The following is a 19,749-nucleotide window of genomic DNA, read 5'->3' as shown; positions in this document are numbered from 1 at the left end:
CTCTGCGGGAATTCGTGAGCCCTGAGCTTAGCCAGTGAACCGGGTGCAGGAGAAGCGTAATTTTTCGCTCGGATTATTTGCCCGTTTTTCGGTTGCCATCGATCTGGCGCTCAGCAACACTCTCGTCCCCATCAAGGAAGGAGAGCACCGTGAACCCCGTCGATATCGTCCGTTTACTGTCACTGGCGGCCATTTGGGGTGCGAGCTTTCTGTTCATGCGCATCATCGCCCCAGTGATTGGCACAATCCCCACTGCGTTTTTCCGCGTGTCGATTGCCGCTGCCGGCTTGTTGGTGATTCTCGGGTTGATGCGCATCAGCTGGGATTTCAAAGGCAAACTCAAGACCGTGATGCTACTCGGGGTGATCAACTCCGGAATTCCGGCGACGCTCTATTCCGTGGCCGCCCAAGTGCTGCCGGCCGGGTACTCGGCCATTTTCAACGCCACCACACCGCTGATGGGCGTGCTGATCGGCGGGTTGTTCTTTCATGAACGACTCACCGCCGCCAAGCTCGGCGGAGTATTCCTCGGATTGTTCGGTGTTGGCGTGCTGACTCGCGCGGGCCCGGTCGCGTTCGACATGCAATTGCTGATGGGCGCCCTCGCCTGCCTGCTCGCCACCACCTGTTATGGCTTTGCCGGTTTCCTCGCCCGCCGCTGGCTGGATCAGGCCGGCGGACTCGACAGCCGTTTGTCTGCGGTAGGCAGCATGCTGGGGGCGACGCTGTTTCTGTTGCCGCTGTTCGGGTACAGCGTGATCAGCCATCCTCCAGCGAGCTGGGGTGGCTGGAATGTCTGGTTGTCGTTGCTTGGGTTGGGGCTGGTGTGTACCGCGCTTGCGTACATCATTTACTTCCGTTTGCTCAGCTCGGTCGGGCCGGTGAAGTCGATGACCACGACCTTCCTGATCCCGCCGTTCGGGGTGTTGTGGGGAGCATTGTTGCTGGATGAGCCGTTGTCCATGGCGCATATCTATGGCGGGGTATTGATTGCAGCGGCGTTGTGGTTGGTGTTGAAGCCTTCGGTGAAAGTCGCTGAGGTGGCTGCCAGGTAGTTTTGTGGTGCTGACGATGACGCCATCGCGGGCAAGCCTTGCTCCTACAGAGTTTATGTCTGCCGCGTTTGTTGGACACGGCACCAATCTTGTAGGAGCAAGGCTTGCCCGCGATGGCGTCAGCTCGAACAACTACAAAGCTGAGAGCCGGCTCGCGATAAGGCCAATACAGACAACCAGGATGTCAGGACCCGAGACAAATCCCGCCCATAAAAAAACCCCTCTTACGAGGGGTTCTTCAAGTAGCGCTATCAGGCATCAAGCCATTTGAATGATGGTCTGCATGATGGTGCTTTCGGTGGAGATAGTCTTGGCGTTCGCCTGGTAGTTGCTCTGCGCCTTGATCAAATCAACCAGTTCGTTGGTCAGATTGACGTTGGACTCTTCCAGCGAGTTGGACACGATTGAACCCAGCGTACCGGTTTTCGGTGCATCGACGCCGGCCACGCCCGAAGAGTAGGTTTCTTTCCAGCGGGTACCACCAATTGGCTGCAAGCCTTGTTCGTTGGCGAAGCTGGCCACGGCTACCTGGCCGACGGCCTTGGTTTGCCCGTTGCTGAAATTGGCGGTCATGACACCGCTTTCGTCGATGGTCAGACTGGAAATCTGGCCAGTGGCATAGCCGTCCTGGTACTGCGCAGTACGTGCGGTCGGTGAAGCGTACGAAGTGGTTTTACCCATGTCGAACGCAACACCGCCAGCAGCGGCGTCCGAGCCGTTCAGGGCCCAGGTTGGCGGGTTGGCGTTGGCGTCAACCACCACGCCCGGCTTCCAGCCTGTCATGGTCAGCGTGGTACCGGTCAGCGTCCATCCCGTGGCTGGAGGTGGAGGGGTCGTCAGCGTATTGATGCTGCCATCCGGATTGAAGGTGATGTCCGCTATCATCGGCTCCGGTGGGTTTTGCGTCGGGTCGCTTGGGCTGCGGCCGTCCATGTAGGTGTAAACAGTCCAGGAGTTGGCCCCCGGATTTTTTACGTAGTACTGGTCCATCGAGTGCTTGTTACCCTGCGTGTCGTACACCGGGGTCGAAATGGTTTTGTTGTAGCTGTTGGTGTCTTTGACGTTGAACGGCGTCACGGTTGGAAGTGCGTCCGAGGAGTTCAGGTTCATCGTCTGATCGACACGAGTGGTCGCATGCGGTGTCAGATTCGACGTATCGATTTTCAAGTCGGTCAGCACGCCGTTGATGATCTTGCCGTTGGCGTCTACGCCATAACCCTGCAAACGGTTGCCGTTGTTATCGACCACGTAATTTTCGGCGTCAGTCTTGAACGTGCCGGCACGGGTGTAGCTCATCGAACCGTTGTCGCTGAGGATGAAGAAACCGTTGCCCTGGATACCCATGTCCAACACGTTGCCGGTGTTGCTCACGTCGCCCTGGCTGAACTGCTGGGAAACGTTGGCCAGGCGCACGCCGTTGCCGATGGTCTTGCTGCCAGTGCCCAGGCGGGTGGCCGAGTACACGTCTTCGAATTCTGCACGGGAGGATTTGAAACCGGTGGTCGCGACGTTGGCGATGTTGTTGCCGGTTACGTCCAGTTGTTTGTTGGCGGCATAGAGACCGCTAAGGCCGATATTGAAAGACATACTCCACTCCTTTGTGCCGTGTTAGCCGGCTCTATATACCGATGGTTTGTACTTTGGACAGGGCAATACTGCCCAGGCCGGCCAGGTTCAGCATCAACTCACCGCCGGTCTGGCTGATGGTCACGCTGTTAACGGTTGCCGGCAGGTAAGTCACCAGCGAGGTCGCCTGGCTGTCGTAAGTCGCGGTGGCGGCGAACTTGTACGTTCCAGCCGCGGCCACTTCGCCCGCATCGTTCTTGCCGTCCCAGATAAAACTGGCGTTGCCGGCTGGCTGGCTGCCCAGGTCGATGGTGCGAACGACTTTGCCATCGGCATCGGTGATCTTGACCGTCACCGGGTCCGTCGATGCCGGCACGACTGCCGTACCGTTGAAACTCTTGGAGGTATCAACCACTGCGGTGTCGGTCTGGGCGATAACCGAGCGGCCTACCAGCGAAGAGGCTTGCAACGCTTGCGAGGAGTTGTAATTGCCGGCAATGCCGCTGACCGTATCGTTCAGCGTGGTGATGCCTTCCAGACTGCTGAACTGCGCCAACTGAGCGACGAACGCGCCGTTGTCCTGCGGTTCAAGCGGGTTCTGGTTTTTCAGCTGGGTCACCAGCAATTGCAGGAACGCGTCTTTGCCCAACTCTTTTTTACCAGCGGCACTTTGGGTCGCTGAAGCCAGACCATCACTGCTGGTATTGTTGGTCTTGACCGAAGAATTGGCCAAAACATCATTGAGGCTCAAGCCACTGGTCGTATCGATAACACTCATCAGAGTCGCCCCTTATCACTGACCGAGAGTCAGGACCTTCTGCATCATGGTTTTGGCGGTGTTCATCATTTCGGCGTTGGTCTGGAACGAACGGCTCGCGGAAATCATGTCGGCCATTTCTTCGACGACGTTGACGTTCGGGTAGTAGACGTAGCCCTTGGCATCAGCAGCCGGATGGTTCGGCTCGTAGCGCGCTTCAAGGTTGCTCTGGTCTTCGACCACGCCCAGTACTTGCACGCCTTGACCGGCAGCGTCCTGGCTCTGGAACAGCGAATCGCTACCGCCGTTCTGGCCGCCCTGGAACATGGTGGCGAACACCGGGTGACGGGCGCGATAGGTCTGGTCGATGCTCGACGAAACGGTTTCGGCGTTGGCGATGTTCGAGGCCACGGTATTCAAGCGAGTGGTTTGAGCACTCATGCCGCTACCGGCAATGTTGAAAACACTGGATAGGGACATGACTTACTCTCCGCGCAGGGCTGATACCAGCCCTTTGAATTTGCTGTTGAGCAGGGTGAAGCTGGCCTGGAAGCCGACGGCGTTTTCCGCGTAGTTCGACTGTTCCAGCTGGGCGTCCACGGTGTTCTGGTCGATCGACGGTTGCATCGGCGTGCGATACAGCAGCGACTCGTCGCCATTGCCCAGGCCTTCAGCTTCGATGTGACGGCTGTTGGTCATGTTCAAGGCAAAAGTACCGCTCTTGGTTTTCTCGTTTTGTGCGGCGAGCACTTTCGAGAAGTCCAGATCCCGAGCCTTGTAGTTCGGGGTGTCGGCGTTGGCGATGTTGTTGGCCAGGACTTCGGCACGCTGAGCGCGGAAGCCCAGGGCTTGTTCGTGGATACCGAGCGCTTTATCGAAGCTGATGCTCATGTCGGGAAACCTTCGGGTGACCTGATTTTTCGTAACAGAGACATAGCAAGCGGCGTGCCAAATAAAAAAAGCCCATAAACCGGGGCTTTGCGGGGAGTGGCAAGGCGGCAATGCCAGAAAAGCGGCAACCGGTCTCCGCCATCTGCCGCTTTTCTGCCGCTTTCTCGAATCGTGCGCCGGTCGTTGTAGGAGCTGGCGATGACTGCTACGCAGCCAAATACAGCCTTCGCCAGCCGCTACCTGTTGTTTCGGGGCTTAACTGATAGGCAATAGTCCTATCAGCTAAGTTTTAATCCGATATTTTCTCTACAGAATGCATCAAAAATTCTGCCTGAAATCGGATTATTTAATGTAAGAAGTTTTACTACAGGTATCGCTCACATTGTAATTACCCAATCTTCAATCACGACATCAACAGTAAATATTCTACTGTTGATGTGGCGCCCTTGTTGCGGCATAACTAGGCGCTTCTGCTAATTGGAATTCAAATCATGGCAAGGAATGCCGCATGCAAAAATCTATCGATATATCAAATTTTGACAGCGCTCTGAATTGGAATGGAGCTATTCCGACGATTACTGTGGCTCACAAAATTGAAACCATCAACCAAGAGCGCGACGCATATGCACAGTTGGTAGCCATAGCACATTCGGTGCAAGATCAGATAGGAAGTGTTTTTTCGAATGGCACGTCGGGCGTGCGAAATGAAATAGAGGGGCGCATAGGCTCGTCTACTGATACCCACCCATTCAATAAACTGGAGGACGCCTTAAAAAAGAAAGCCATTATTGTCAAGCTCCTGCAACAAATTAGAATGAGTAGCAGCTGGTATGAAGCAGATAGTTTTTTTGGCATAGATGCATTGTCATTGGACAGTATGGAAAGTGCCGAGTTATTCGCGGCTTATTTGGATACAGTAGAACACGAGGAGGAGCGCCGAGCCTATTACGAAAACTTTCTGAAATCTCTGACAGCCGCCTACATTAAACGAATCCTTGTCGAGGCTGTTTCCATTTTAGAGGACGCTTCTCCAGCTATAGATGCTGCGATCCATTCTGCCTTGGCTAGAGGTGAAACTGCCTACAGTTTCAATTTAACCCTTAGTCAATCCGCGCAGGTGGTCACTGTGGCGGGTGCCGCTACTCTCCAAAACGCGGACGGTTGGACCTTCGAGGCAGCCATCCGTAAAAGCATTTTGTTGTTGACAGGGCTGGGGGACGTACTTCTCAGTCGAGCGACGGCGATTGGGATCGGGGCTTTGCTCTATTCACCCGCTCTGGGTAACGGCGAGCGTTATCCTCAAACGGCTCTCAAACTATCTGGCAGTACAGTCTTGCCAGATGCACCGTCTAACCTGAATGAAATCGCCGCTACCGAAGGAACCATCGATCTTCCCTACCGGATTTATGGTGACCTTGGCCAATACACCCTCGTTGCAACACCGGCGGGAGGGAGCATTTCATCAGCGGTGCCAGTTCGGGCGCTGGAGTTCGACCAGAAGACTAACAGCTACAGTTTCACCTCCGCCGACACACCGCCCATCACCCTCGGTTTTCCAATTATCCACTGGGAAAGCAGTTCGACAACTTCACCTGCTAGACCAGTGGAAGTACCGCATTACAGTGGCGTTGAACTGTTGCCACTACTCGTGCGGCCCGAACCATTGCCTGCGTTCGAGTTACCCGACTTCAGGGATTGTATTTACTGCTTTCCGGTCAACAGCGGCTTGCCGCCGATTTACATTGTTTTCAATAGTCCTTATGAAGGGGCTACCACGAGAGGGAAGTACAGCGGTCGATTTTTCAATCCTGCCAAAGCTGGAGGCCCAATTCTGGATTTGGATTGGACCAATGCTACCGTGACGAAAGCGGGTATTGACCTTGTCAAATTGCATACGGGCCGCTTCGACCCTTCGGACGCCAATGCCATCATGGTTGACCGATTGGAAAAAAATCTGCGAGGTGAATTGATAACTACGGCTATCGACAAACGTTTCTATACTCATGAGCTGAGAGAGCTTGAACGTTTCAGAGCATTAGGTGTGGCGGATGGTGTAAAGCCGAATGATGGCGGTGTCATTTGGAATAATACTCACGCCGCAACACTAGAAGACTACAAACTAAAGGGTGAGTTTGAGTTGCTCTACACGCCTGAAGCTATAGAAGCAGATAACAAGCAGACAGAGAGAGAATACAAACAGTTGGGAGGGGCAAAGCAATGAGTGTCATAACAACCATCGTGCTCAACGAGAAACCTGAAGAGGTAATTCTATTTCTTACCAAAAATGAACTAGGTATCGATCTTCCTCGGCTTGACGGGCTTTATAATCGGGCTAGTTGGGCGCATGTGGGAGACAACATGGGATTATTGCATCTTGTTTGGAAAATGCGTGACGCTGGATTTGTAAAAATGGATGGAACCGGGATTAGGAGGGGCCCTAACTGGAGAGAACCGATATTCATGGTAGAGGGGAAATATACTTTTGATTGATATTGCCAAGCGCCTGTCATCTTCATGGGAGGGCGACAAGCAATATCTATTGTTCAAGGATGTCCGGACCCCTGATCTGATGACGGGCTTGAACTGCACATGAAAAAAATCCGATGCCGATACAGGCATCGGATTTTGATTTCTTGCGGCCAAAGGTCAAGCGAAAGGGCTTAACTGATCGGCATTAGCCCCTGAGGACTCCCGTTTTTTTGTATTGCCGGTGAACAATCACTTCGCCTGGTAAATGATCCCCGGGCTGCACTGGACCATCTGGTAATGATCCGGCAAACCGTTCAGCGCTTCGGAAGCGCCGAGGAACAAATAGCCACCTGGCTTGAGCGTGCTGTGAATGCGCAACAGGATGTCTTTCTTCACCTCGGCGGAGAAGTAGATCAGCACGTTGCGGCAGAACACGATGTCGAATTTGCCCAGAGCTGCGTAGCTGTCCAGCAAGTTGAACGAGCGAAACTCCACCCGGCTCTTGATCGGCGCCTTGATCGCCCAGCGCCCTGGCCCTTTCGGGTCGAAGTAACGCTGAAGGCGCTCGGGCGACAGACCACGGCCAATCGCCAGGCTGTCGTACTCGCCGGTCTTGCAGTTGGCCAGCATGGTGCCGGACAGATCGGTGGCCACAATCTGCGCGCCCATCTTCAATTGGCCCAGGTTGACGCGTTCGAACTCATCGATGGACATCGACAGCGAGTAGGGCTCCTGACCCGACGAACAGGCCGCCGACCAGATCCGCAAGCGCTGACCGGGTGCGGCTTTGATCGCTTCCGGCAACACCTTGTTCTTCAACACTTCGAAGGGATAGGTGTCACGAAACCACAACGTTTCGTTGGTGGTCATGGCATCCACCACCATCTCGCGCAAACCGCTGCGTGGCTGGGTCTGAATACGCTGGACCAGCTCACCCAGCGATTTGATGCCCTGCTGTTCCATCAGTTTGTTGAGACGGCTCGAGACCAGGTACTGCTTGTTTTCACCGAGCAAAATGCCACAGGCTTTTTCCAGGAAGACCCGGAACTGTTCGAAATCCAAATTACCCGTAGACAAAGATGCCGCCTCTTAAATCGTGTGAACCACCGGGGGCAGAAGGCCCCTAGCTGATGTCTGCTGCTCTGATCCGGTCGACTACCCGGGATGCCAGGTCATCAGGACGGAACTTGGCAAGGAAGTCATCGGCACCGACTTTCTTGACCATCGCCTGATTGAAAACCCCCGACAACGAAGTATGCAGGATGATATGAAGCTTTTGCATGCGAGGGTCGTTGCGGATCTCGGCCGTCAGCGTGTACCCGTCCATCTCCGGCATCTCGATGTCGGAAATCATCATCAGGAACTCTTCTTCCGGCTTTTTCCCTTCGTCGACCAGCTTGCGCAGGTAATCCAGTGCTTGCTTGCCGTCGTTCAACGCCACCACTTCAACGCCGACGGTTTGCAGGCAACGAGACACCTGTTTGCGCGCCACCGACGAGTCATCGACCGTCAAGACCTTCAAGGACAAGGCCTTGTGCTGGGTTTCGACATCGACCACACCGACCGAAATCGCTTCCGGTGTCGGCGCTACTTCCGCCAGCACTTTTTCGACGTCGATGATTTCGACCAGCTGGTTGTCGACCCGTGTCACAGCCGTCAGGTAATGATCGCGCCCCGTGCCCTTGGGTGGCGGATGAATCTCCTCCCAGTTCATGTTGACGATGCGCTCCACCGAGCGCACCAGGAAACCCTGGGTCTTGGTGTTGTACTCCGTGATGATCACGAACGGACTGCTTTGATCTTTCAACGCGCCGGAGCCGGTCGCCATCGCCAGATCAAGAATCGGAATGGTCGCCCCCCGGATACTTGCGACACCGCACACGACAGGACTGGATTTGGGCATCAGCGTGAGTTTGGGGCATTGCAGCACTTCCCGAACCTTGAACACGTTGATCCCATAAAGCTGCTGGCCGTCGAGACGGAACAACAACAGCTCAAGGCGATTCTGCCCTACCAGTTGCGTGCGCTGGTTTACCGCATCCATTACACCAGCCATGCACCGACTCCTACACAACGCTTGAGTGTGTTGCGACGCGCTGTCATCACAAAACGGCACGGCGCTTGCTTTTTAACGCTTATGAACACAGAACCGACATTTTTTCGACGCCTGACATCAATCGCTCGCCAATGGCTTTGTGCGATATCGGCCGTCTGCCTGTTCAACGCTGGCAGCCCTGCCCTTGCTGACGCAGTTACCTTGCCTGACATGCTTATCGGCGTCACTCAGGGCTTTCTTGAGTTCACAGTCGAAGACTATTTGGCGACCAGCCAAACCGAAGGTCGCTATGAGATTCAGGTCAATCAGCTCGATCCGCGTCTGCGCATGCCATTGTGCGACAAGGAATTGACAGCCACTTTAGAGAGCCCGGCGACCCCGATTGGCCGGGTCACGGTCAAGGTCCGTTGCGACAGCACCACCCCCTGGACTGTCTTCGTACCCGCTCAAGTCCGCCTGTTTCGCGACGTCGTCACCACCACTCGGCCGCTCAAGCGAGCCGGCTTTATCGAGCAGGGTGACGTGGTGCTGCGCGAACGAGACATCAGCCTGATCAGCCAGGGTTACTTCACCTCCACGGATCAGGCGATCGGACAGAAACTGACCCGACCAACGGTCACCGATCAGGTCCTGACGCAGGTTCATCTCGAACAGGCCGAAGTCATCACCAAGGGCGACCAGGTGGTGATTACCGCCCGCAGTGGTACGCTCAGCGTGCGCATGCCGGGCGAAGCCCTGTCGAATGGAGGCTTGCGTGAACAGATTCGGGTGAAAAACCTCAACTCCCAACGGGTCATCAAGGCGCAGGTCATCGCGCCGGGCCAGGTGGAAGTGGCCATGTAGAGATCTCTGTGGGTGAAAACATGGCGCTGACCGTGGCTGTTCCCTAAACTGTGCCGCACGCAGGAAATGCGCCGGCGCATGCACGCTCATTGATAAATGGGCCTAAAGTTTTTGCAGGGAGAGCCGAAAACATGGCAAGCGTCCAAATTCCCAGAGGTTTTTTATCATGGTCATCGATTTCAGCCGTTTGAACAGTTCCTCGTCACTTACCGGCAGTACGCGTACCAGCGCCAACAAGGACACTGCCGAAGCCGGCAAATCCGCGCCGCTGAATACCCCGGCCGAACAGGCCAGTACCGCCAAAAGCGGGGAATCGGTACACCTCAGCAATGAGGCTCAGCAGTTGCAGAAGGTCACTGACAAGCTGCGCGATCAGCCTGCCGTCGATAACGCCCGCGTGGCCGAGTTGAAAGCAGCGATTGCCGATGGCAGCTATAAAGTCGACAGCAACCGTGTAGCCAGCAAACTGCTCAACTTCGAAGCCCAGCGCTAGGCCACGGCCTGCGCCAGGCTTTTGGACGCTTAAAACCCAAGGCCAGCCATGCACGACACTAATTTACTGCAACTGATCATCGACGACTTTGCTCCAGCGCAACACTTGCTGGAATTGCTGCAAACCGAGTCCCTGGCCTTGCATGGTCGCGACATGCCACTGCTCGAAGACATTCTGGCGCGCAAACAAGCAATGATCATTCTGCTCGAACAGCATGGCCGCAAACGCAGCGAAATCCTCGCCAGCCTCAACCTGCCCACCAATCGCCAGGGCCTGGAGCAACTCGCCAGCCAATCAAGTGTCGGTGAGCAGCTGCTGGAGCAGAGTGACGCGCTGACAGCCCTGCTGACTCAGTGCCAGACAATCAATGTCAATAATGGCCAGTCGATCCTGATTCAGCAGGCCGCCACGGCCAATCAGCTGAAAATCCTCACCGGCGGCGAACCACCTGCGCTTTACGATGCCCGCGGATCAACCTCCAAGTTAGCAAAGCCACGCCCGCTCAGCCAGGCTTGAACCTGTCGATGAGTTCGCTCTATCTAGGCGCGCCACATGCTGGCAATATACTGGCAATGCGCAAACATATTTTGTCCGGAGAATGATGAACCGTGTCCAATGCCTTAAACGCGGAAGATGCTCCACAGCCACCCAAGGTGCTTTCCACACCAATGGAGATCGCTGGCAACCTTCGGCAACTACAAGAGAGTCATGACCCGCTGATTATTACGTTCCATGAACGCAACCAGCGTTTCCAGAGCTATCTGGTAGATGTCGATCGTGACGCCGACATGATCGCCCTGGACGAAATGGTGCCCCGCGATGGCGAACGCTATCTGCTGGCGGGCGAATCGTTTCGGGTCGAAGGCTTCCATGAGGGCGTGCGCATCGCCTGGGAAAGCAACGGTCCACTGAGCATTGACGAATCCGACAACACGCGCTGCTATCGCGGCAAACTCCCCGACCAAGTGGTTTACCACCAGCGCCGCAACGCCTTCCGGGCGGCATTGAAGCTGGCGCAACTGGTCGAGGTCGAACTGGGCGGTGAAAAGCTCAAATCGCCGATCAGCGGCAAGCTGCTGGATATTTCCGCCACCGGCTGCAAGCTGCGCTTTGACGGTGACATCACTGGCAAACTGCAATTGGGTCAGGTCTACGACCGCTTCGTTGCCGCCCTGCCCTTCGGCAGCATGACCACACCAGCGGAATTGCGTTACCTGCACTTCGAAGAAAAGATCTCCACCACCTTTGCCGGTATCCGCTTTCACAACATGAGCGGGATGGTGCAGCGTCAGGTCGAGCGGTTCGTGTACCAGCTTCAGCGTGAAGCACGGCGCTTCGACAAAGACGACTTCTGATACGACGCGTCAACAAAAAACGGGCAGTCCCTTGCGGTGACTGCCCGTTTTTTATGCATCAAAAGTCAGGGTCTGGCTTCAGTAAAACTTTGTTCGCGTCCTGAGTCCGGGTCTTCCCGTGGCGTCGGATCTGCTTCCGGTTCCGGCTCTGAATCCGACTCCGGATGGGGCGGGCTGTGCATCTGCTCCTGCACGACCTGCTCATCGACACGCGGGTCAAGACACGCCACCAGCGGCGAACTCGACATGCTGTCCGGCATGGCCACGTGATGCAACGGCGCATCGTCGACCTGATGCAGATTGGTGACCGCTTTCGGGCGGATCCGCCACACCAGCACCAGCGCGAAGAAACTGAAAAATGCATAGAGCATGTGGCTGCCGAACAGCTTCATCAGCACCCCGGCGACCAGTGGCCCGATGCTGGCGCCGACACCGTAAGTCACCAGCAGCATCGCCGTCAGCGAGACCCGGCGATCTCCTTCGACGTGGTCATTGGAGAATGCTACCGCCAACGGATACAGGCAGAACTGCACCAGCGAACACAGGAACCCGGAGATGAACAACACCTCAATCGGCACGGTCTGCAAGATCGCCAGCGGCAACGCGGCCAAAGCCAGGCTGAAGGCAAAACAGCGAATCAACAGCGCCCGGTCATAGCGGTCAGACAGCCACCCTAACGGCCACTGCACCAAAAGACCGGCAAAAATGCAGCTACCCATGAACAGGCCGACCTGTTCGTTGGACAACCCCTGCTGGGACGCATACAACGGCGCCAGACCGTAGAACGACCCTACGATCAACCCTGCCCCCAACACCGTACTCAATGACTGCGGCACGCGCTTGATGAAGAATCGCGGCTCCATTGGGGCCGGGTGCAACGCCGCCGGGTGAATTCGTCGAGTGAGTGCCACCGGCACCAAGCACAGGGCGAAGCACAAGGCGACCAGCATCAGCAGTTCCAGGCCCAGGCCGGGGTGCATGACCAGTATCAGCTGACCCAGTACCAACCCCAGATAAGACGCGATCATGTAGCCGCTAAATACCTTGCCGCGCATGTGGGCATCGGCTTGTTCGTTGAGCCAACTCTCGATGACCATGTACTGGCACATCATGCCCAGGCCGACAATCACCCGCAGGAACAGCCAGGCCGGCAGCCAGTCAGTCAACCCATGGCCCAATACCGCCGCGCCGACGATCCCGGCGCACGCGGCATACGCACGAATATGCCCGACCCTGGCAATCAGTCGGTGACCGATCTTGCCGCCCAGCACCAGGCCGAAGTAGTTGGCCGCCATCAACGCACCGACCCACAAGCTGTCGACGTGATCGGCTGCCAGGCGCAAGGCCAGGTAAGTGCTTAACAGGCCCGAGCCGATCAACATCATCAGCGAGGCGAAATACAGCGCTCGAAAGGATTTCCAGATTTGGCGCATCGGCGTTCCGAGCGGCTCCTTGCAGTGGGGATCAGACTACCGAAACAATAGACTGAAGACGACGAAGCGTCAGGCCTGGGTTGCTAAAACACGCCGTTCCCAGGGGGTAATTTCATCAAAGTAGCTGGTCAGCTCCATGGACTTCGAAGCGATGTAGCCTTCGATGAACTCATTGCCAAACAGTTCCTTCGCCAATTGGCTACGTTTCAGACGCTCAAGAGCCGCATGCAAGGTACACGGCAACGAAAGATTATCTGGCACTTCAAACTCACCCTGGACCGCCTCGCTGGGCTCCAGCTGGTTTTCAATGCCGTACAACCCGGCGGCAAGGCAGGCCGCGATGGCCAGGTACGGATTGGCGTCGGCCCCCGGCAAACGGTTCTCGACCCGACGAGCGACCGGTGAACTGGCCGGAATGCGCAACCCTGCGGCACGATTGTCGTGGGACCAGCAGGCATTGTTCGGTGACGCATACGGATGGCACAAGCGCTGATAAGAGTTCACGTTCGGTGCGAACAGCGCCGTGAAGTCGGCCATGCTGGCCTGCAGACCGCCGATGAAGTGACGGAAGATGGCAGTCGGCTGACCGGCCTCGTCGCTGAACACGTTACGCCCGGTGGCGATGTCGACAATGCTTTGGTGAATATGCATCGAACTACCCGGCGTGTGCGCCAGCGGCTTGGCCATGCACACCACGTTCAAGCCATGCTTGAGCGCGACTTCCTTGAGCAGGTGCTTGAACAGAAACGTCTGGTCGGCCATCAGCAGCGGATCGCCGTGCAGCAGGTTGATCTCGAACTGGCTCACACCCATTTCGTGCATAAAGGTATCGCGCGGCAAGCCCAGCGCCGCCATGGATGCGTAGACTTCCCTGAAGAACGGCCGCAAGCCGTTATTGGAGCTGACACTGAACGCCGACTGACCGACCTCACGACGACCGTCCAGGCCCAGTGGCGGCTGGAACGGTTGAGTCGGGTCGGGATTGGGCGCGAACACGAAGAACTCCAGCTCGGTCGCCACCACCGGCGCCAGACCGCGAGCTGCGTAGCGCGCGATCACTGACTTGAGTTGGCCGCGGGTCGACAGACTCGAGCTTTCACCGCTCAATTCATCCGCATCGCAAATGGCCAACGCCCGAGGCTGCTGGCTCCAGGGCAAGCGATAGATGTGCGCAGGGTCAGGCACCAACGCCAGGTCGCCATCATCGCTGCCGTAAAAACGTACAGGTGGATAGCCACCCATGATGCATTGCAGCAGCACACCCCGCGCCAACTGCAACCGACGTCCTTCAAGGAAGCCCTTGGCCGTCATGACTTTGCCCCGAGGCACGCCATTCAAGTCCGGCGTGACACATTCAATCTCATCAATGCCCGCCAATCGCTGGGCGAGTGAACGATGTCCATCGGTAGTCATGACGCAATCCTTCGTTGTGCGAGCCGCAAACGGCGACCCGTACAAAATAGGCTCCACCTGTTCAGAATATCAAGCAGCGCCACACAATAAAGAACCGTCAGGGCAGGTAAAGGCTGAACACACCGCCGCCCAACGGGCCGCCATTGCTGAGCCGGGTGCTTCCGCCGACACCATTGCGCTGATGCAGCGCGGCGATCCGCCCGGCAAAGTACAGGCCCAGACCGGTGCTACTGCTGCTGTAATTGATGCCCGGCACATAGTCAGCCTGAAACTCGATCATCTCGGCTGGATAACCGTCGCCATCGTCGTTGATGGTCAGCACCAACTGGCCGCCCTCGTCACTGACGCTGATCAGCAGTGACTCGCGCGCGTAACGAATGGCGTTGTTGATGATGTTGGCCAGCACCGAGGCGACCAGCTCGCGGTCGAAGAAACCCAGCGGGCACAACGGGTCGACTTCATAGGTCGCGAGAATGCCGCGACTGGCGAACACCTCTTGATGGCTCGCCAGTTGCGCTTCGAGAAAGTCATCCAGATCATGGTAGGCCGGTTGCACCGGCAGCTGATTGACGCCTAGCTTGTACAGGCCCAACAACTGCACCAGCATGCCATTGAGGTGCGCGAACTCATACTCGATGACGCCCTGCTCCGGGCTGTGCTGCGCCGGATCGGGCAAGCGGGCCAGCCACTGGCTGTGAGCCTGAATCAGCAAGGCCAACGAGTTCTTCATGTCGTGCACGGTGGAAGCAATCACCGTCGAGAAATCCAGTGCCGGGTTGTCTTGGCTCATCCGCCGAACGCCTTGATTTTCAGTTTCTGATAGCGCGGATAACGCGCGTCGGTATCGGGCATCAATCCGACCATTTTCAGGCAGACCCGACATTCTTCGATTTCGGCCGACGGCACACTGGTATCAGTACCGTGCAGCAGCGACTGCGCCATGTTCAGGGCAATACTGATGTTTTTCGGCTGCATCGCCAGCGCTTTGCGAAATACCGCACGGGCCTCCACCAGGTTGCCGGTCTTGTACACCCGTACGCCCTGACGGTTCAGGTCGGCGGCCGCGCTGCTCGAACTGAGGATCGTCGGGTCATCGGTCAGTTTGGCGATGCCCTTCATCACCACCGGATCGTCACCGTAGATTTCCGCGCAGTTTTTCAACATCGACGCACCGGCACCCGCCTGACCAAGCATTTGCAACTGCTTGGCTACCAGCAGCGCCGCCTCGGCACTCATGAATTGCTCCATACCGTCGAGGCGCATCATTGCTTGTTCGGTGAGCTTCTCGGCAGTTTCGGCATCGTTGAGTAACAGGCTGGTGGCTTTCATCAGACGCGCACGAATCTGCAGGCCAGGGTCGCTCGGATTCTCCTTGGCCACCAGGCTGAGCGTCGTGTTGATTTCCAGGCGGGTGCGGGTATCCAACCCTTTCTCGCTGCCTTTGCAGATCAAGGCGTGGGCCAACCCCAGATTGCTTTCCGCATCCTTGAAGCGCGACTGAGCGCCTTGGGACACCGCCTGGCGATAAGCCCGGGAGGCAGTGTCGAAATCTTCGTTGGTCATCGCCAGTTTGCCCAACAGCGCTTGCCGACGCACCGCCAGTGGCGACAGGCGAATGGCCTCTTCCAATACTCTCTGTGCGCCTCGGGTGTCGCCTTCGACCACCAGCACGTCGGCCATGCCGTCATACAGCGCCGGCATCATCGGAAACACTTTCAGGGCTTTTTCGTAGATGCCCTTGGCCTGGCTGACCTGGCCACGCTTGAACAGCAACTGGCCCAACCCGGCAAACGCCCACGGCAACGGCCGATCAGCAATGATGCTGTCGTAGAGGCGCTCCAGCGCTTCGTTCTGATTCAAGTCGCGCAATGCATCCGCGCGGTAGCGCAGGCACAGCGGCGAATAACGGATGTCCTTCTTGCACAGCTCGATACAAGCATTGAGCACTTCAAGCGGCTTGCCACGGTCGAGTGCTTGCAGGATCGGCTTGAGCAAATTCTTGCGCTGCTCCAGACGCTCCAGGCGCTGAGCCAGGCCAGAACGGTTGAACGGCTTGGTCAGGTAGGCGTCCGGTTCGTGCTCCAGCGCACTGAGCACCATGGCCTGGCTGGTTTCGGCAGTGACCATGACAAACACACTTTCATGGCTGATCAGCTTCTCGATCATCAAGTCTTCGAGGACCTGTTGACCGTTCTTTTTACCGTCGCCGAGATGGAAATCCTGCAGGATGAAATCGTAGGACTTCTGCGAACACATACGTAGCGCCTGTTCGCCCGTGTCCGCGGTATCCACGTCCTTGACGCCCAGCTCACGCAGCATGGACCTGACGGAACTGCGGAAATCCGAGAAATCATCGACGATCAGAAAACTCTTTTGGTGATACGACAGCATCGAAGATTTCCAGGCAATGTTAAGAAGAAGAGCATGACCGTACGGGTTATCGGCCAACAGTACCGTTACCTTTAGACTGAGAGGGCTCATCTACCGGGCGATCTGGCGGGCCCGACGCCCGCCACAGACTGTTATCAGACTCTCACTTCATTTAGCGCAGCAAATGCACGGCCAAGCCGACGACCGCACAGGCCATCAGCACCTGAATCACACCCCGTTTGAAGCGGAACAACGCAATTGCCGCTGCAATCGCGATCAGTGCAGAGGGCCAATCGAGGCTGCCGCTAAAACCCTTCGGCCAAAGCACGTGATAGCCGAAGAAACACGCCAGATTGAGAATCACACCGACGACTGCTGCCGTAATGGCAGTGAGAGGTGCGGTGAACTTGAGCTCGTTGTGGGTCGATTCCACCAAAGGGCCGCCCGCCAGGATGAACAGGAACGAGGGCAAGAAGGTAAACCAGGTCACCAGGGAGGCTGCGACAGCTCCTGCCAGAAAAACGTGATCGCTACCGAACACCTGTGCGACATACGCCCCGACAAAGCTGACGAACGCCACGACCATGATCAACGGTCCGGGTGTGGTTTCACCTAGCGCCAGGCCATCGATCATTTGTGTCGGTGTCAGCCAGCCATAATGGCCGACTGCACCTTGATAGACATAGGGAAGTACGGCATACGCACCGCCAAATGTCAGCAGCGCCGCCTTGGTAAAGAACCAGCCCATCTGGGTCAGGGTGCCTTCCCAGCCATACAATGCGGTCAAAACCCCCATCGGCAATGCCCACAGTGCGGCGCCAATCAGTGCGAGCGATACCAGTTTCAACCAGCTGAATCGGGCATGTTCCGGGGTCGGGGTGTCGTCATCGATCAAGGCCGGGCCGAAGGACTTTTTGGCGGCGCCATGACCACCGACCCTGAACTTCTCGGGCGCCAGGCGGCCGCCGACATAGCCGATCAGCGCGGCGCCCAGAACGATCAACGGGAAGGGAAGATTGAACGCGAAGATTGCGATGAATGAAGCGGCCGCTATCGCCCATAGCCAATTGTTTTTCAATGCCCGAGAGCCGATTCGATGGGCCGCCTGCACGACGATGGCGGTTACGGCAGGCTTGATGCCATAGAAAAGCCCAGCCACCACAGGCACTTCGCCGAAGGCGATGTACATCCACGACAAAGCGATCAGGATGAACAATGAGGGCAGCACAAACAGCACGCCAGCAACCACCCCGCCCCAGGTTCGATGCATCAGCCAGCCGATATAGGTTGCCAACTGCTGAGCCTCTGGCCCTGGGAGCAACATGCAGTAGTTGAGGGCATGCAGGAATCTACGCTCGGATATCCAGCGCCGCCGCTCCACCAGTTCCTGATGCATGATCGAGATCTGCCCCGCCGGCCCACCGAAGCTGATGAAGCCGAGCTTCAACCAGAACCAGAACGCCTCACGAAAACTGATCGCTTGCGGCCTCGACAGCTCTTCTTCATCCATGGGTGTCAAAGCCTCTGGAAACGAATCAGCAGGTAGTGTGCGAGCGGGTACCAGGTACTAACAGAAAGGCATTCTGATTCTTTTGACGGAGCGCAAACCCATTCAGGTTTCAAACGCTACGTTGCGCAAGGCGCCATGAAATAGATGGTGTCCCAGGGCAGGTTCGAACTGCCAACCTTCCCCTTAGGAGGGGGATGCTCTATCCAATTGAGCTACTGGGACACAAGTCGCCCGCACGAGATGCAGTAGACGGCGAGCATGTTAACGGGCGGCCCTGCGTTTGTCATGTCGTCCGTAGGGCTTTTTAAATGTAGGCAGGCGCCCCGTATGACCGTGGCTTTGTTTACCGTGCAAATTGCATCCTCTCAAAATGCCAGCATTGCAGTTTGCAAGATAGAGCTTTGCCAAATATAAGGTAATTCGTTGTTTTTAAAGGAATTAATAGCCGTTAAACTCTTGGCGCGCGGGCTGCTTCAGCTGTTCTCAGAACAACTGAGGTGAGCCTCATGAACCGCGCCTTTTTACTCTCGAATGCGATCGCCCTTGCAGTCCTGGCGGGTTTTCATTTTGCCCCCGAGAGCAGCGCGGTGCAGGTCGCTCAACGCATACCGCATTACCTTCAACTGCAAAAAGCCCCGCAATTGGCGGTCATGAACGATCAGCGCGGCTTGATTCGCCAGGATGTCAGCCAGGAAGCAAGACCGGAGTCGCAGTCTTCAGAACGCTTGGTATTTTGAATTACCCCCTATCAGGAGCACAGCATGTCCAAATCAGCTGCAGGATTTTTGATCCTTGCCTTACTGAGCGGCATTCTTCATGTGGCGTTGGTGCAGGAGGCAGTTATCACCCTGCCCCTGATTGCTTGCGGCGTTTTTGGCGTGTTTTTTGTGTTTGCGCTGATTGCCGGGCGAAAAATCAAGTTTGATCCGGTTCTGCGTTAAGTTTCAGCAGATTGAGTAGATGGGCAACGGTTACGGCGAGCTCGCCGGAGTTATCGAGTCGCTGGATCTGCCTATCACCAGGCAAATCGCCCGCGGTGAATTGCCTATTGCGACTCAGTCGCGCTTCAATCTCCGCAAGACTCTCACGGCCCCGCCGCACCAAGCGTTCACGCAACACTTCATCCTTGACGGTCAACAGTACCGGCAAAAGCGCCGGGTAGCGATGCAGGGCCTCGGCAAGATGACCGCGAGAACCGTTGATCAATACAGGTCGGCCGTCCTTGAGCCACTGATCAATTTGAATCGGAATACCATAATCCAGACCATTAGCATGCCAGGACAATGCGAATTCACCCTCTTCTTTGCGACGCTGGAAATCTTCGCGGGATACACCGATGGCATCCTCGCCCACACTTTCTGCGGAGCGCGTGATGACTCGCCGCACCACTTCACCGTTCATGGAACGTAAAGGTTCTCGAGCCGCTTCGATGAGGCTGTCTTTACCGGATCCGGAAGGCCCCATCAAATAAATCAGCCTGCCATCCATCTTGAATCATCCCCCACTGCGTGTCCGCCCCTAGTAAATCGGCCATTTGC

General features: G+C 56.5%; 21 protein-coding genes and 1 tRNA gene. 9 read left to right on the top strand and 13 right to left on the bottom strand.

Annotation, left to right across the window (positions count from 1 at the left end; translation table 11 throughout):
• Window positions 1-149: 149 nt before the first annotated feature.
• Window positions 150-1,055 (top strand): DMT family transporter, encoded by a 906-nt coding sequence (locus tag KGB06_RS12765; RefSeq protein WP_223516194.1) that lies wholly within the window; start codon window positions 150-152, stop codon window positions 1,053-1,055.
• Window positions 1,056-1,313: 258 nt separating this feature from the next.
• Here KGB06_RS12765 and flgE read toward each other — a convergent pair whose 3' ends face one another.
• From flgE to flgB, 4 genes are read right to left on the bottom strand one after another with little or no spacing between them, the layout of a single operon-like run.
• The gene (flgE, locus tag KGB06_RS12760; RefSeq protein ID WP_223516192.1) at window positions 1,314-2,642 is read right to left on the bottom strand and encodes a flagellar hook protein FlgE; all 1,329 of its coding nucleotides are present in this window, start codon (window positions 2,640-2,642) and stop codon (window positions 1,314-1,316) included.
• A 31-nt stretch (window positions 2,643-2,673) separates the two neighbouring features.
• Window positions 2,674-3,399 (bottom strand): flagellar hook assembly protein FlgD, encoded by a 726-nt coding sequence (gene flgD, locus KGB06_RS12755; protein ID WP_223516190.1) that lies wholly within the window; start codon window positions 3,397-3,399, stop codon window positions 2,674-2,676.
• Window positions 3,400-3,414: 15 nt separating this feature from the next.
• A complete protein-coding gene (flgC, locus tag KGB06_RS12750) occupies window positions 3,415-3,858 on the bottom strand; it encodes a flagellar basal body rod protein FlgC (RefSeq protein WP_123432836.1) in 444 nt (147 codons plus the stop codon).
• Between the two features lie 3 nt (window positions 3,859-3,861).
• Complete coding sequence (gene flgB, locus KGB06_RS12745) at window positions 3,862-4,269, bottom strand: flagellar basal body rod protein FlgB (RefSeq protein WP_223516188.1); 408 nt, start codon at window positions 4,267-4,269, stop codon at window positions 3,862-3,864.
• A 508-nt stretch (window positions 4,270-4,777) separates the two neighbouring features.
• Here flgB and KGB06_RS12740 point away from each other — a divergent pair.
• Both KGB06_RS12740 and KGB06_RS12735 read left to right on the top strand, forming a co-directional pair.
• On the top strand, window positions 4,778-6,490 hold the full coding sequence (locus KGB06_RS12740) for an S-type pyocin domain-containing protein (protein ID WP_223516186.1): 1,713 nt from the start codon (window positions 4,778-4,780) through the stop codon (window positions 6,488-6,490).
• Complete coding sequence (locus KGB06_RS12735) at window positions 6,487-6,759, top strand: hypothetical protein (RefSeq protein ID WP_223516184.1); 273 nt, start codon at window positions 6,487-6,489, stop codon at window positions 6,757-6,759. Before KGB06_RS12740 ends, KGB06_RS12735 begins: the two co-directional genes overlap by 4 nt.
• Window positions 6,760-6,987: 228 nt before the next feature.
• On the opposite strand, the gene cheR is transcribed toward KGB06_RS12735, so the two are convergent.
• Together cheR and KGB06_RS12725 are read right to left on the bottom strand one after the other, a co-directional pair.
• Complete coding sequence (cheR, locus tag KGB06_RS12730; protein ID WP_223516182.1) at window positions 6,988-7,815, bottom strand: protein-glutamate O-methyltransferase CheR; 828 nt, start codon at window positions 7,813-7,815, stop codon at window positions 6,988-6,990.
• A 46-nt stretch (window positions 7,816-7,861) separates the two neighbouring features.
• Window positions 7,862-8,794: a chemotaxis protein CheV gene (locus KGB06_RS12725; RefSeq protein ID WP_223516180.1), complete on the bottom strand. Its 933-nt coding sequence runs from the start codon at window positions 8,792-8,794 to the stop codon at window positions 7,862-7,864.
• 81 nt (window positions 8,795-8,875) lie between these two features.
• Here KGB06_RS12725 and flgA point away from each other — a divergent pair, with 81 nt between their 5' ends.
• The 4 genes from flgA to KGB06_RS12705 all read left to right on the top strand — a co-directional run bounded on the left by flgA (window position 8,876) and on the right by KGB06_RS12705 (window position 11,485).
• A complete protein-coding gene (gene flgA, locus KGB06_RS12720) occupies window positions 8,876-9,637 on the top strand; it encodes a flagellar basal body P-ring formation chaperone FlgA (RefSeq protein WP_223516178.1) in 762 nt (253 codons plus the stop codon).
• A 166-nt stretch (window positions 9,638-9,803) separates the two neighbouring features.
• Entirely contained in the window at window positions 9,804-10,130 is a 327-nt protein-coding gene (gene flgM, locus KGB06_RS12715; RefSeq protein WP_027923951.1) for a flagellar biosynthesis anti-sigma factor FlgM, read from the top strand.
• Between the two features lie 48 nt (window positions 10,131-10,178).
• Entirely contained in the window at window positions 10,179-10,646 is a 468-nt protein-coding gene (locus tag KGB06_RS12710; RefSeq protein WP_223516176.1) for a flagella synthesis protein FlgN, read from the top strand.
• 92 nt (window positions 10,647-10,738) lie between these two features.
• Window positions 10,739-11,485 carry a flagellar brake protein gene (locus KGB06_RS12705; protein ID WP_223516174.1) on the top strand — a complete coding sequence of 249 codons (747 nt, stop codon included), beginning with the start codon at window positions 10,739-10,741 and terminating at the stop codon, window positions 11,483-11,485.
• Window positions 11,486-11,550: 65 nt separating this feature from the next.
• Here KGB06_RS12705 and KGB06_RS12700 read toward each other — a convergent pair whose 3' ends face one another.
• From KGB06_RS12700 to KGB06_RS12675, 6 genes are all read right to left on the bottom strand, one after another.
• On the bottom strand, window positions 11,551-12,918 hold the full coding sequence (locus tag KGB06_RS12700) for an MFS transporter (protein ID WP_223516173.1): 1,368 nt from the start codon (window positions 12,916-12,918) through the stop codon (window positions 11,551-11,553).
• A 69-nt stretch (window positions 12,919-12,987) separates the two neighbouring features.
• Window positions 12,988-14,229: a glutamine synthetase family protein gene (locus KGB06_RS12695; protein WP_223516261.1), complete on the bottom strand. Its 1,242-nt coding sequence runs from the start codon at window positions 14,227-14,229 to the stop codon at window positions 12,988-12,990.
• A gap of 199 nt (window positions 14,230-14,428) precedes the next feature.
• Window positions 14,429-15,121 (bottom strand): sensor histidine kinase, encoded by a 693-nt coding sequence (locus tag KGB06_RS12690; protein WP_223516171.1) that lies wholly within the window; start codon window positions 15,119-15,121, stop codon window positions 14,429-14,431.
• Window positions 15,118-16,722, bottom strand: a complete 1,605-nt coding sequence (locus tag KGB06_RS12685) for a tetratricopeptide repeat-containing response regulator (RefSeq protein WP_223516169.1) — start codon at window positions 16,720-16,722, stop codon at window positions 15,118-15,120. Before KGB06_RS12685 ends, KGB06_RS12690 begins: the two co-directional genes overlap by 4 nt.
• 151 nt (window positions 16,723-16,873) lie before the next feature.
• On the bottom strand, window positions 16,874-18,211 hold the full coding sequence (gene chrA, locus KGB06_RS12680) for a chromate efflux transporter (RefSeq protein WP_223516167.1): 1,338 nt from the start codon (window positions 18,209-18,211) through the stop codon (window positions 16,874-16,876).
• A gap of 145 nt (window positions 18,212-18,356) precedes the next feature.
• Window positions 18,357-18,433: transfer RNA gene (locus KGB06_RS12675), tRNA-Arg, on the bottom strand.
• Window positions 18,434-18,717: 284 nt separating this feature from the next.
• Between KGB06_RS12675 and KGB06_RS12670 the strand changes: the two genes are divergently transcribed.
• Together KGB06_RS12670 and KGB06_RS12665 are read left to right on the top strand one after the other, a co-directional pair.
• Window positions 18,718-18,948 carry a hypothetical protein gene (locus tag KGB06_RS12670; RefSeq protein WP_223516165.1) on the top strand — a complete coding sequence of 77 codons (231 nt, stop codon included), beginning with the start codon at window positions 18,718-18,720 and terminating at the stop codon, window positions 18,946-18,948.
• Between the two features lie 24 nt (window positions 18,949-18,972).
• Window positions 18,973-19,152: a PA3371 family protein gene (locus KGB06_RS12665; protein WP_223516163.1), complete on the top strand. Its 180-nt coding sequence runs from the start codon at window positions 18,973-18,975 to the stop codon at window positions 19,150-19,152.
• Here the strand turns inward: KGB06_RS12665 and phnN are convergent.
• Complete coding sequence (gene phnN / locus KGB06_RS12660; RefSeq protein ID WP_223516161.1) at window positions 19,127-19,699, bottom strand: phosphonate metabolism protein/1,5-bisphosphokinase (PRPP-forming) PhnN; 573 nt, start codon at window positions 19,697-19,699, stop codon at window positions 19,127-19,129. The genes KGB06_RS12665 and phnN overlap by 26 nt on opposite strands.
• Between the last annotated feature and the right edge of the window lie 50 nt (window positions 19,700-19,749).

The sequence above is a fragment of the Pseudomonas sp. GL-B-19 genome (assembly GCF_019956415.1).
Classification (GTDB): Bacteria; Pseudomonadota; Gammaproteobacteria; order Pseudomonadales; family Pseudomonadaceae; genus Aquipseudomonas.
Note: the sequence above shows the minus strand (reverse complement) of the source record. Positions and strands in the feature narration are given on the sequence as shown.

Coding starts and splice junctions, on each gene's coding strand:
- KGB06_RS12670 (WP_223516165.1), top strand. CDS start 18,718: ATGAACCGCGCCTTTTTACTCTCGAATGCGATCGCCCTTGCAGTCCTG.
- KGB06_RS12700 (WP_223516173.1), bottom strand. CDS start 12,918: ATGCGCCAAATCTGGAAATCCTTTCGAGCGCTGTATTTCGCCTCGCTG.
- KGB06_RS12685 (WP_223516169.1), bottom strand. CDS start 16,722: ATGCTGTCGTATCACCAAAAGAGTTTTCTGATCGTCGATGATTTCTCG.
- phnN (WP_223516161.1), bottom strand. CDS start 19,699: ATGGATGGCAGGCTGATTTATTTGATGGGGCCTTCCGGATCCGGTAAA.
- flgD (WP_223516190.1), bottom strand. CDS start 3,399: ATGAGTGTTATCGATACGACCAGTGGCTTGAGCCTCAATGATGTTTTG.
- flgA (WP_223516178.1), top strand. CDS start 8,876: ATGAACACAGAACCGACATTTTTTCGACGCCTGACATCAATCGCTCGC.
- flgM (WP_027923951.1), top strand. CDS start 9,804: ATGGTCATCGATTTCAGCCGTTTGAACAGTTCCTCGTCACTTACCGGC.
- flgE (WP_223516192.1), bottom strand. CDS start 2,642: ATGTCTTTCAATATCGGCCTTAGCGGTCTCTATGCCGCCAACAAACAA.
- KGB06_RS12740 (WP_223516186.1), top strand. CDS start 4,778: ATGCAAAAATCTATCGATATATCAAATTTTGACAGCGCTCTGAATTGG.
- KGB06_RS12710 (WP_223516176.1), top strand. CDS start 10,179: ATGCACGACACTAATTTACTGCAACTGATCATCGACGACTTTGCTCCA.
- KGB06_RS12695 (WP_223516261.1), bottom strand. CDS start 14,229: ATGACGGCCAAGGGCTTCCTTGAAGGACGTCGGTTGCAGTTGGCGCGG.
- KGB06_RS12725 (WP_223516180.1), bottom strand. CDS start 8,794: ATGGCTGGTGTAATGGATGCGGTAAACCAGCGCACGCAACTGGTAGGG.
- chrA (WP_223516167.1), bottom strand. CDS start 18,211: ATGGATGAAGAAGAGCTGTCGAGGCCGCAAGCGATCAGTTTTCGTGAG.
- flgB (WP_223516188.1), bottom strand. CDS start 4,269: ATGAGCATCAGCTTCGATAAAGCGCTCGGTATCCACGAACAAGCCCTG.
- KGB06_RS12735 (WP_223516184.1), top strand. CDS start 6,487: ATGAGTGTCATAACAACCATCGTGCTCAACGAGAAACCTGAAGAGGTA.
- flgC (WP_123432836.1), bottom strand. CDS start 3,858: ATGTCCCTATCCAGTGTTTTCAACATTGCCGGTAGCGGCATGAGTGCT.
- KGB06_RS12665 (WP_223516163.1), top strand. CDS start 18,973: ATGTCCAAATCAGCTGCAGGATTTTTGATCCTTGCCTTACTGAGCGGC.
- KGB06_RS12690 (WP_223516171.1), bottom strand. CDS start 15,121: ATGAGCCAAGACAACCCGGCACTGGATTTCTCGACGGTGATTGCTTCC.